Raw genomic sequence first — 10,829 nt, 5'->3', positions numbered from 1 at the left:
GTCGCTGACGGTCAGCACGGAATTCGCCTTCTAAGCGCCGAGCCGGGCAAGCATAGCTGCACCGGCCCCGAGCAAGACGGCCCCCAGCGGCCCCGCCCATCGGGCGGTAAGGCCCTGGGGGCCTGCGTTCCTGCCGGTGGCGAACTGAACGGCGGCGGCTGCCGCCGACGCTGAAAGCCAGAGGGGGCGGCTCCCGAGCACGGCGCCCGCGGCCGCCGCGTACGCCACCAGTTGAAGCGCAAGAGCGGCGTACCGGCGGCGGTAAGGGGCCGGGTACCCCTGCCCGGACCGATCGAGGTAGTACGTCACGAAGCTCATGAACTGGGTCGCCGCAATGAGGCCCGGCGCCAGGATGACCCAGGCAGGGGCGCCACGTCCCGCCCCCTCAGACTGCGCCCACAGCAAGGCCACGAGCAGGATCACCCCGAGGTGGGCCACCTGATCCAGCAGGAAGCCGGCCAGGGCCGCGGGGTAGCGCCTCCAGTTGTTTTTCAGGTAGTCGAGGCAATAGTGGGTCGCCGTCAAGCCGGCCACGAGGCCGACGCTCACCGGGGCCAGGTAAGGCCGCGCCAGCGCGAGGCTGCAGGCCAGCACAACGGCCGAGTGCGCCGCCAGTCCCAGGTGGCCCCGCTGCTTGAGCCGGTAGAGGCCGTCGAACTGCAGCGCAAAGTCCGCAAGGAAGTGCGCGAGCACCAGGCGGAAGACGAAGTCCCACATAAACGCTTCAGGCGGGCGCCTCCCCGCCGAGCAGCGCCCCCCGGCCGATCCGGGTGAGCGTGGCCGGCGAGTGACCAGCCGTCTTTATGCGTTGCCGCCGGAGGTTGTGAGGGCGGCATCGATGCGCCACGCCTCCCGCTGATGGGCGGGGTTCGCCCCGGCTCAACTTTCTCCTCTCTTGTGTGACATCTGCCGCATAAGGCGGCTTCGCGCGCACGGCATCATCGAGGCAGCGGAGGCGACAAGGATGTTCAGGCGGGGGTGAAGTGCCGTGGCGACCCGGCTTGTTGAGAGCCAGAGAGAACTCACCCGGTTGCAGCAGATCATCCTCGAATACATTTACAGCCGCCAGGCGAGCTACGTCTGGCCCGTTTCGTCCGCGATGCTGTCCAGAGAGCTGCGCATCTCGTGGACGCACGCACGGGAACAGGCGCACCAACTGGTCAAGATGGGGCTGCTCGAGGTGCGCAGCGGCCCGGGCGGGGGCTACTTCCCCGCTTCGCCGGCAGGGTCAGGCCTTGTGCCACTTCGCGGCCTCGCCGGTGGCAAGGCCGACGCCGGCAGCCCGATATGCAGCCTCGTCAGCGAGCTGCAGGCGGCTGCGGCAGAACTCGCTGCTCTTGCCCACGCTCTGCGGGTGCGGTGTCCGGGCGGCGAAGGGAGCCAGGCCGAAGGCCGGTGTCTCGATGCTGAAGCGGGCAGGCTTGTTGAGGTGCTGCAGCGGCTGCGCCGGTCGGCGAGGCGGGCACGAGAGGCGAGCACGTCAGGAGGCCTCAGGGCGCCGTGGGTCAGCGGCCGCCGGCTCGGGTCACCGCTTGCGTTCGACGGCGGCGATGCGGCGGCTGACCACGAAGTCTCCCACCGGTAGGGGCCGGAATTCGACCGTCACGCCCCGGTTGCCGCGCCCTGGCCGGCCCGCGCTCCTGGGGGTTGTCCCGCGGGGCCGGCCGTAGCATGATGGGATCATGCTGGACGCAAAGACATTTGCTGCCGTTACGCTGACGCTCCTCTTCTGGTCTTCCGCCTTCAGCGCGATCCGCATCGGGCTGCGCGCCTTCGGCCCGGGCGAACTGGCACTGGCCCGGTATGCTGTAGCGTCGCTGGCGTTCCTGGTCTACGCCCTGGCCACGAAGATGCCCATGCCGCACCCCGCGGACCGCGTTCGCCTGCTGCTTTTGGGCGTGGTCGGAATCGGTGTCTACCACACGGCGCTCAACTTCGGCGAGGTGTCCGTGCCTGCGGGCACGGCCAGCCTCATCGTCGCCACGACCCCCGCCTTCACCGCGGCTTTGTCCCACGCTTTTTTGAAGGAGCGGCTCAGTGCGCCGGGCTGGTTCGGGCTGGGCGTCAGCTTTGCCGGGATTGCGCTGATCAGCGCCGGAACCGGCGAGGGGCTCCGGGTCACGACAGGGGGGCTGCTGGTGCTGATCGCCGCCCTGGCCACGTCGGTCTTCTTCGTGTTCCACAAACCGCTCAGCGCGCGCCACGGCTCGGTGCAGCTGACGGCCTACTTCTCCTGGGCGGGAACGCTACCCATGCTGGTGTTCGCCCCGGGCTTGGTCCGGCAGCTTGCCGCCGCACCGGCACAGGACGCTCTGGCCGCTTTGTACCTCGGGCTGTTCCCGTCGGCCGTCGCCTACGCGGCCTGGGCTTTTGCGCTATCGAGAGCGCCGACAGGGCTTGTCACGAGCTTTCTCAACCTCAACCCGGCGCTCGCCCTCACCATCGCCTGGGGAGTGCTGGGTGAGCGGCCCTCACTCACGGAGGTGGTTGGCGGGGCGCTGGCAATCGCGGGGGTGATCCTGGTCAACCGGGCGGGGAAACGCACCGACGCCCCGGCGGTCTTGCGGGGCCTTGCGAGCCACCGGGATAGCCCAGTATTAGGTACTCGTAGATAGCGCCCCGGCCGTCCGCCCGGGAGTTGATGGCGCGGTTGGCCTGCACCGGGATCAAGGTGAACCCCTCGTACAGCTCCCGGATGAGCGCATGGTACGAGTTTGAAACCATGACCAGGTGGCCGCCGTCCTTCAGGCGGCGGGCTAGCGCCGCGAGCCGCAGCTGGTCGTCTTCGGAGAAGCCGTCGGAAGTGTAGGCCGTGAAGTAGGCGGTCTCGCTGATGGGTTGATACGGCGGATCGAAGTAGACAAATGCCCGCCGGATGCCCCGCCGCTGCACTGTTTGCGCAGCCTCTTCGAAGTCACCGGCGCTGAAGGCCACGTCAAGGTCGCGAAAGACCCGGTGGGCCGAACGGAGCGCCGGTTCATCCAGGATCGCGGGCTTCCCGTACCGCCCCATGGGAACGTTGAACTGCCCCCTGGAGTTGACGCGATACAGGCCGTTGTAGCACGTCTTGTTGAGGTACAGCAGCCGGGCGGCGCGCTCCACGGGGTCCTGCGGCTCGGCGGCCCGGACCCGGTAGTACTGCTCCCGGCTATGCCCGTCCCGGTACTCGCGCAGGCGTTCGATGAGCGGCTCGGGATCGGCCGCGATGACCCGGTACAAATTGATGAGTTCTGTATTGTTGTCGTTGAGCCAGACGAACTTCCCCCTGAGGGAGGGCGCCAGGTAGAAGAAGAGAGCCCCGCCCCCCACGAACGGCTCCAGGTAGGCGTCATAACTTCCGGGATCCGGCAGGTACCTGGCATACCGAGGCAGCAGCTGGCCTTTGCCCCCGGCCCATTTGACGATCGGCGTCGCCCGCAAAACCCTCCGCCGCCCCCGGCTCCGTGACTTTGCCCTTCACACGCCGCAAACTACGGGGTCAAGGCTTCGATTCCTACCGGTGCACAGGCCTGCCAGAAACGTGCGCCCATGCTGTCGTCCGACTGGAAGGTGCTGGGGCTGCGTCCGCAACCGGAACGCCGGGGCATACTTCCGGTGAGACGGGGCATACCAACACTGTTCACGCAAGCATGCCCGAGGGGGAGGACCCATGCCCACCCAACCCAAGCATCAACAGGCAAAACAGGCCCTTGGCCGGACGAACCAGCAATTCCTCACCGAGATCGTGCAGCTTGCAAAGCAGGCAGAGCAGCTCGAACCCGATCAGTCGTTGAAGCAGTTCGCCAGCCAGATCAACACCCTGGCCAACCAGGTCAAGTTCAACGAACAGACCGAACAACAGCTCTAGCACACCGAGGAGGGCGTACGTCCATGACCCACTTCCAGCCGGTGGGCCAGCCGGGGGCGCTCGGGCGGGCCAAGCAGCAACTGCAACAGAGCAATGCACGCTTCTTGCAGGAGATCGGGCAACTGGCACAGCAGCTCGAGCAGAAGTCCACCAGCCCGGCGGTGCGGCAGCTGGCTGCCCAGATCATGCAGTACTGCAGCCAGATCCAGTCGAACGAACAGTCCGAGCAGCAGCTTTAGCAGGCGCTCGGCCCCACCTCGCCGCTCGAGCCCGGCGCTCAGGTCACGACGGCGACAATCAGTGCCACGACGGCTCCCCCTATGGCGATCCATAGCCGGCGCTGCAGTGCTTGCACGTCCGAACGCAGCCGTGCCACTTCGGCCTCTTTGGCCTGAAGCTGGGAGCGAAGCTGCGCGGATTGCTCTTCAAGGGCCGCAATGCGGCTCTTCTGGTCGTCCAGCGCCAGCCGGAAGTCGTTGGTGACCTCAACCAGGCGCTGTTCCAGCGAACTCGTGGACTCCACGAGCCGGTTCTGCAGGGCGTCCGTCGTCTCGGTGAGACGCTGTTCGAGAGCGGTCAGCGGTTCCCGGAGCCGCTGCTGGACCAAGGCATCCACGCGCTGTTCCACCTCGAGCTGGATGCGGGCGTCTATGAGTTGCATGAAGAGATGGCCGATCCTGGCCCAGGCCTCGGGGAGAGGCTGGACTTCCTCGGGAACAGCCTGCGGCTCGGTCACGGGCGGTGGGGGCGTCAGCTGCCCCGACGGGGCCTGAGCCAAGGCCGGCAGGCCGAGGGTGACGAGCAACGCTACCACCCCCACCAAAACGCCCACGCCTGACATCGTTCGCTTCAGGGATCCGGGCTGAAGGGGCACCGCCGGTCGCCTCCCCGTGGAATGAGTTGCCATATTGGGGCCCCGGGAGGTATTCCCCTTCGCGGCCCGCATTCCTCGGAGAAAGCGCCAGCCAGGCTCCCCGGTGGCGGGAGGGCGTCGACCGATATGCCCTACCCGGTATGGCGAGACCGGCGGTAAGCCGCGTACAGCTGTGCCACCCGGCGGCCGATCTCCCTGCGCCGGGCGATCTCCGCCCGCTTCCGAGCCCGGTAGCGTGCGGGGTCCCCCGATCCGTCCCGGGCCAGCTCAGCGTGAAGCAGGGTGGCGAACGTGCTCACCTCGGTTCGCAGGCGCTCGATCTCGGTCTCCTTGTCGAAAGACAGAGGCAGGCAGCGCACTCCGTAAAGGTCGGCGATTTCCTTCACGGCGTCCTTGGCGATGCCCTCCGGCATGCACTTGAAGGGGTAGACGTGGACGATGCCGTCGCACCCTTCCTCGATGTGGTGCCGCGCGTGGGCGACGGTAGGCATGGCATCGCCGCCCACGTCGTGGACCAGGAAGGGCCGCGCCTCGGGGCTGCGAGGGGGCGGTTCGAGGATGTACACGTTGCGGCGCCGCAGCCACTGCACCACCGGGCGCACCCCGCGCTTGTTGCGCCAGGCCCGTGACTTCATCTCTCGCAGGCTGTTGCGGATGAACTCGCTCAGGGTGACGCCCTCCACCACCTCGATACCCTCCCGCGCCAGGAGGTGTTCAATCGTGCCGCGGTTGGCGAAGCTCGTGAGGACCACGTAGATCTCGCCCACGACCACCACCCGGGGCCTGACCTTCGTGTCACGGGGTACGGCCTCGAGCATGGCCATGCCCTCCCGGAGGGCGGCCGCGACCGCCTTTGGGGTGTGTGCTTGCCTCAGCAGCTCGATCGCCCGGCGATAGGCGGCGGTCACGCTCCCGGGCTCGAGCTCGTGCGCTCGAAGGATGAGGGAGCGGGCCCGCAGGGCCTCAGCTGCCTCAAGCTTGGCCCAGAGGGGCGAAGTCAGCCGCTTTATGGCCCACATGAGCCTGATCCGCAGGCGGGTCCGGGTCATCCAGGCAAGGCGGTCGAGGCCCTTCTCCCACGCCTCGACGAAATCCAGGACAGGCTTGAGCCGATCGGCGTTGCCGAGCTGGCTCAGGTCCCGCAGGAAATCGACGAAGCCGTCCAGCCCCATCGTGGCCATCTCGATGGTGTGGCCGCCGGCAGCCAGCCGGCTACGGAACTCCTCGGGCAGGTGGTGTTTCTGGACGATGGCGTACCAGCCGAACGTGCAGGGCCCCTCTCCCCGCGCCATGAGCACCAGGATGCGCCGGGGTTCCACGGGGCGACCCTGGCGGGCGGCCTCCTGCTCGATCCGGTCCAGGGCTCTGCGCAGCGTCAGCTTGAGCGTACCGGTGCTACAGGCGTACGGCGAGCATGCCTCCGTGTAGCGGTTGTTTCCGAGGAGCAAGGCTTCCTCGGCCAGCGGCTCGGGCGGGAAAGCGTAATCCTGCAGCCCGAGCTGGTAGCAGGCCTCCTCAACGAGCAGGTTGAGGGTCTCTCCCATGTAAGGCCAGGCGATCAGGGGCTTCCTTGGGGTTGCCGGGCGGCCCTGGCCGGAGTCGGGAAGGCGCGTATCCGCTTCGCCGAACTGGCCCGGCCGGCCGGATACGCGCTTGGGGATGGCAACGGGAGGCTCGGGGTCGGCGGGGGGCGCGTCTTTACCGCCGGCCCCCGTGGAGACGGCTGCCGCGGCGCCGTCACCTGCGGCTGCCCCGGCTCCCGTGCCGGCCTGGCAGCGTGCGAGGCGCTGGTCGCGCCTCGTCTGGAGAAAGGCCAGGATGGTCTCGTACCGGGTGTGGAAGCCCGCGCTCCCGGCCGACTCGTCGAAGCGGAAGGTCCAGCAGGGCGCCCCAAGCGAGCGCGCATACCAGGCCAGGTAGTCGACCTGGAAGGCATCGGGATGGCATCCAAAGCTTCCCAGAGAGATGAAGCCGTCCACCTTGTCGATGGCCCACCTGATGAAGGCCTGTCCTTCCTTGTGGGTGTCGTAGTAGCCGTCGGTGGCCTCGTAGGCGGGGCGGAGCTGTTCGGGAGGAACGTCGCTGGCGGTGATCACGCAGACCCCGTGCTTCTGGAACCAGATCTTGAGTTCGCACGTCAGGGCGGGATCGTTGACCAGGTACCGGCGGCCCACGAGGGCGAGGCGCGGTTTCGCCGGATCGGCCAGAACGGCGGCCAGGCTATCGCCGCGCCGTTCGACCACTTCACGAAAGGCGCGGTCGAAGGCCTGCTCGAGTCGCGCGACCTCGGGCGCCAGACAAGCCCTCGCCCGGGCGGGAAGGAAGAGCGCCGCTTTCGTGGCCTTGGGCCACTTCATCACATCGGCGTAGACGTCATAGCAGACGTTGCGCATTTCGACGCGATCCAGGGAACGGATGTTGGGCGTGACGAAGAGGGGCAGAGACTCGGTGCGCCGCACGCGGGCCTTGATCGCTTCTTCGCCGACGAGCCTGGCGAGGCAGGCGGTGTTGGCGCGGCCACAGTGGCGCAGAAGGTAGCCGACGGTATTCCCGAGCGACCGGATGGCGATCCCGCCCACGTCCCGGTACTTGGAGCAGGTGGAGCTGACGCCGTCCTCGCTGAGGAGGTTGGGCGCGACCAGGGCGTCCAGGTCGGGATGCTCCTGGATCAGGTTCGCGACGTGGCCCACGTAGACGCGCAGGGGGATGCAGAAGTCGGCGCTGGCCAGGGTCGTCCCGTATTCGATGATCCGAGGCGTGGTGACCCGGCTCTTCACGACCTGCAGGCCCATCAGCTCCAGGAAACGGGCCAGCACCTGCACGGATATGTAATGGCCGGTGAAGGCGAGCACGAGCCCGACCCTGGCTTTGCGCCCTGACCCGTTGGGCTCGAGTTCGCGACGGGGTCCAATCGGGGTCTCGACGGCGGCTTCGGCAGGCTCCATCCCTTTTTCACTTCACTCCCTGACTGGCAGAAGACTTTCCACGTGGCGCCGCACCGTCAGCCCGGTGATCATTCCCGAAAAAAACCCCAGGTGGCAGTCGATCGCCTTGTAGCCCGCGATGGGAACGCCGTCTTCCAGCAGCGCCACGACCCCTTCGCACCGGCGGTGGCACAGGGGGTGGGTGCAGGTGGTCGTGACGGTCGTGTACGTGCTCCCCTGGATGTGGTCGAAGCCCTTGAAGTGGCTCTCATAACCTTGCTCCCAGCGCCCCCTGGCGATCAGGGCCGCCCCCAGCGCGGCGGCGCAGAGAACGTGCCGCACGTCCTCGGCCACGATGAACTCGTCGGGCCCGAGCCCGAGGGTTTCGCGGAAGGCCTGCTGGACCGAGCGGTTTAGGAAAGTTCCCCCCTGGGCCACGACCGGGACGCGCAGCAGCTTGCCCCGGCCCACGTCGGAGAGGTAAGTCCGGCAGATCGCGAAGGCAAGCCCCAGGAACAGATCGCGTGGAGCGAAGCCGATCCGGGCCTTGTGCACGATGTCCGATTCGCCGAACACCGCACAGCGGCCCGCGATGCGCGCCGGGTGGCGAGATTCCAGCGCCACATCCGCGAAGCGCTCGACGGGCACGTTGAAGCGGCGAGCCACCGCCTCCAGAAAGGAGCCTGTCCCGGCGGCGCACTTGTCGTTCATGGCAAAGTCCAGGCCGGTGTCGCCCACCGCGATGATCTTGGCGTCGTTGCCTCCGATGTCGATGACGGTCCCCACGTCAGGCACCCAATAGCTCGCCCAGGCGTAGTGCGCCACGATCTCCGTGCAGCGCGCGTCGGCTGTCTCGTGCTCGCGGCGGGTGACGATGTCGCGGATGAGCTCGCCGGCGCTGCCGGTCGTCCCGATACCGGACAGCTCTGCACCGGACGGGAGGGCCTCCCTGATCCGGCTCAGGGCCTTCATGCAGGCCGCGATGGCGTCGCCGGCCGTATCCACCGAGCCGGCCGCCACGACCTCCACGTCCAGCGGTCCTGCCATGCCTCGGACGGCTGCCGGGTCGCCTGGTTTAAGGCTGCGGATCAGGGCGTACTTGGTGCCGCGAGAGCCGCCGTCCACTCCGGCAAAATACCGCCCCGCCGACGAGCGCGCCCCGCGTCCACCCGGGTTCACCACGTCGAACGCCGGCCCGCGCCGCCGCTCCCGGATGACGGGAACCTGCAGAGCCTTGACGCCCTGGGGGAACTCGCGCACGTTTCGGGGGTTCTTCGCACCTTCGCACCGGCCGCCCAGCGTCTCCAGCACGGTGACCTGCCCGCCATCCCGCTCCTCATACGGCTGTGCCAGTTCGCAGGCGTTGTGACACCCGTGGCAGTAGCGGATGCGGCTGTCGAAACGCCGCTCGAAAAAACCCGGCTGGAACTGGCTCGTGGTTTCGGGCTGCCCCAGCATCGCCTCCTTGACGATGACCGCCATACCCAGGGCACCCACCACGTCGTTGTGGGGGGTGACGACGATGGGCGTCCCCAGCTGTTCCTCGAAGGCACGCCGCACCGCCGGATTGAAGGCCACCCCGCCCTGGAAGAAGACGGGACCCGGCAGGTGGCGCCCCTGCACGACGTTGACCAGGTAGTTGCGTACCATGGCGTGGCAGGCGCCCATCAAGCGGTCCGCCAGCGGGACCCCTTTTTGAGTCAGGTGCCTGAAGTCACGCCTGGAGAAGACGGTGCAGGTGGCGTCGATGGCCGCCGGCCTTGCGCTCTGCAGGGCGATGCGCCCGAACTCGTCCAGGGTGATGCCGGCCTCGTCGGCGAGCTGCTTCAGGAACTCCCCCGTGCCCGCGGAGCAGATGGTGTTCATGTTGAAGTACGCGGGAAGCCCCTCGTCGCTGAAGACGATCACCTTGGAGTCCTGGCCGCCGATCTCGACGACGGCCCCGACCCTGTCGATCCGCTCCCCGTTCTTCCAGACCTGCCCGCTCCGTACGAGGTGCGTCACCCCCACGGCGTGGGCGAAGATCTCCGTGCGCGCCAGGTCCGCGCCCACGAGCTTTCGCGTCAGCTCTCGCCCGCTGCCCGTCGTGCCGATGCCAGCCACCCGGCATCCGGACACCGACTCCAGGTAACGGCGCAGCGCGGCTTTAAGGGCATCGGTCGGGGACGGGAACTGGTCGTGGCGCAGGTAGACGGGCCGGCCCGCGAGGTGGGGCTCCCGGTGGATGCCGACCACCTTGACCGTAGCTGAACCGATGTCGATGCCCACGTAAACCTCGCGTGAGGGGTCTGCTGCCATGCCGCTCGCCTTCATGTCGCCAACCGCCTCGACGATGAACACCGCGCATCTGCCAAGCAGCGCGCGGTTGAGAGTATGCCCCCCGATCTGGAAGCCTATAAGACCCAGCGCCGGATTATTTTTCTGCTGAAGGAAGGAAACGGCCCCGGCCCTTTCGAACGGTTTCAGTAACCGGTGAGGGGAGGAAGAGGGCTACGGCCAACGGGGCTCTACCCGTTCACCCAACCCGGGCCTACAATTCCGCGGTGGCCCGCGTCGGTAACCGCTTAGCCATTCTCCGCCTGCTCGTGCAGCGCGGGCCGGTGTCCCGCACCGACATCGGGTCTGTGACCGGGCTCACAAGCGGGGCGGTCAGCCGCATCACCGCGGGGCTCATCGGTGAAGGGCTGCTCCGGGAGATTGGCAGCGCACGCCAGCCGGCCCGGGCCCATGTGGGCCGGGCGCCCGCTCTTCTCGACCTGGACGAAAAGCTGGCCGTCATCGGCGTGCACATCCAGCCGGACGCCATCTCTGCGGTGCTGGTGAGCCCTAAAGGCCGTGTCCTCGAACGGGAACGCGTGGCGGTTTCCGCTCCCCTCCTTCCCGAGGCAGCGGTCGAGCACGCGGCCGCCATCGTGGAAGGGCTGCTGGACAGGGCCCGGCGGGGCCACCATGCCCCGCCGGTGGCGACGGGCATCGGGGTGCCCGGGATCGTCGATGCCGCGTTAGGCCACGTCCGCTACTCAGCCGTTCTGGGCTGGAAGAATGTTTCCATCCAACGGCTGCTCCAGGAACGGATCTCCTCCATTCCGGTCACGGTGACCCATAACGTGTCGTCCATGGCCCTGGCGGCTCACTGGTTTGGCCCTGCCGAAGTGCGTGCGGCGGAGGACCTTCTGCTCGTTTA

The 10,829-nt window shown here is 67.8% G+C and carries 10 protein-coding genes; 5 read left to right on the top strand and 5 right to left on the bottom strand.

Features of this window, described 5'->3' with window-relative positions:
* Positions 1 to 30: 30 nt before the first annotated feature.
* Complete coding sequence (locus tag AB1609_07300) at positions 31 to 717, bottom strand: DUF3307 domain-containing protein (protein MEW6046273.1); 687 nt, start codon at positions 715 to 717, stop codon at positions 31 to 33.
* Between the two features lie 271 nt (positions 718 to 988).
* Between AB1609_07300 and AB1609_07295 the strand changes: the two genes are divergently transcribed.
* The gene (locus AB1609_07295) at positions 989 to 1,585 is read left to right on the top strand and encodes a hypothetical protein (protein MEW6046272.1); all 597 of its coding nucleotides are present in this window, start codon (positions 989 to 991) and stop codon (positions 1,583 to 1,585) included.
* A 97-nt stretch (positions 1,586 to 1,682) separates the two neighbouring features.
* Complete coding sequence (locus AB1609_07290) at positions 1,683 to 2,615, top strand: DMT family transporter (GenBank protein ID MEW6046271.1); 933 nt, start codon at positions 1,683 to 1,685, stop codon at positions 2,613 to 2,615.
* On the opposite strand, the gene AB1609_07285 is transcribed toward AB1609_07290, so the two are convergent.
* On the bottom strand, positions 2,524 to 3,420 hold the full coding sequence (locus tag AB1609_07285; protein MEW6046270.1) for a DNA adenine methylase: 897 nt from the start codon (positions 3,418 to 3,420) through the stop codon (positions 2,524 to 2,526). The two genes, AB1609_07290 and AB1609_07285, sit on opposite strands and share 92 nt — an antisense overlap.
* 229 nt (positions 3,421 to 3,649) lie before the next feature.
* Here AB1609_07285 and AB1609_07280 point away from each other — a divergent pair, with 229 nt between their 5' ends.
* Both AB1609_07280 and AB1609_07275 read left to right on the top strand, forming a co-directional pair.
* Positions 3,650 to 3,847, top strand: coding sequence for a hypothetical protein (locus tag AB1609_07280; protein ID MEW6046269.1), 198 nt, complete (start codon positions 3,650 to 3,652; stop codon positions 3,845 to 3,847).
* Positions 3,848 to 3,870: 23 nt separating this feature from the next.
* Positions 3,871 to 4,086, top strand: a complete 216-nt coding sequence (locus AB1609_07275; protein ID MEW6046268.1) for a hypothetical protein — start codon at positions 3,871 to 3,873, stop codon at positions 4,084 to 4,086.
* Between the two features lie 38 nt (positions 4,087 to 4,124).
* Here AB1609_07275 and AB1609_07270 read toward each other — a convergent pair whose 3' ends face one another.
* The 3 genes from AB1609_07270 to AB1609_07260 form a co-directional block, all read right to left on the bottom strand.
* Positions 4,125 to 4,721 carry a hypothetical protein gene (locus AB1609_07270; GenBank protein ID MEW6046267.1) on the bottom strand — a complete coding sequence of 199 codons (597 nt, stop codon included), beginning with the start codon at positions 4,719 to 4,721 and terminating at the stop codon, positions 4,125 to 4,127.
* 131 nt (positions 4,722 to 4,852) lie between these two features.
* Positions 4,853 to 7,666, bottom strand: coding sequence for an acyl-CoA dehydratase activase-related protein (locus AB1609_07265; GenBank protein ID MEW6046266.1), 2,814 nt, complete (start codon positions 7,664 to 7,666; stop codon positions 4,853 to 4,855).
* Positions 7,667 to 7,678: 12 nt separating this feature from the next.
* The gene (locus tag AB1609_07260; protein ID MEW6046265.1) at positions 7,679 to 9,958 is read right to left on the bottom strand and encodes an acyl-CoA dehydratase activase; all 2,280 of its coding nucleotides are present in this window, start codon (positions 9,956 to 9,958) and stop codon (positions 7,679 to 7,681) included.
* A gap of 230 nt (positions 9,959 to 10,188) precedes the next feature.
* Between AB1609_07260 and AB1609_07255 the strand changes: the two genes are divergently transcribed.
* The coding region (locus AB1609_07255) for an ROK family transcriptional regulator (GenBank protein ID MEW6046264.1) at positions 10,189 to 10,829 on the top strand (641 nt) is incomplete at its 3' end.

It is taken from the genome of Bacillota bacterium, assembly GCA_040754675.1.
In the GTDB taxonomy this organism is placed as follows: domain Bacteria; phylum Bacillota; class Limnochordia; order Limnochordales; family Geochordaceae; genus Geochorda.
This window is presented reverse-complemented; position numbering and strand designations above follow the sequence as displayed.

Coding starts and splice junctions, on each gene's coding strand:
- AB1609_07265 (MEW6046266.1), bottom strand. CDS start 7,666: ATGGAGCCTGCCGAAGCCGCCGTCGAGACCCCGATTGGACCCCGTCGC.
- AB1609_07300 (MEW6046273.1), bottom strand. CDS start 717: ATGTGGGACTTCGTCTTCCGCCTGGTGCTCGCGCACTTCCTTGCGGAC.
- AB1609_07260 (MEW6046265.1), bottom strand. CDS start 9,958: ATGAAGGCGAGCGGCATGGCAGCAGACCCCTCACGCGAGGTTTACGTG.
- AB1609_07290 (MEW6046271.1), top strand. CDS start 1,683: ATGCTGGACGCAAAGACATTTGCTGCCGTTACGCTGACGCTCCTCTTC.
- AB1609_07275 (MEW6046268.1), top strand. CDS start 3,871: ATGACCCACTTCCAGCCGGTGGGCCAGCCGGGGGCGCTCGGGCGGGCC.
- AB1609_07280 (MEW6046269.1), top strand. CDS start 3,650: ATGCCCACCCAACCCAAGCATCAACAGGCAAAACAGGCCCTTGGCCGG.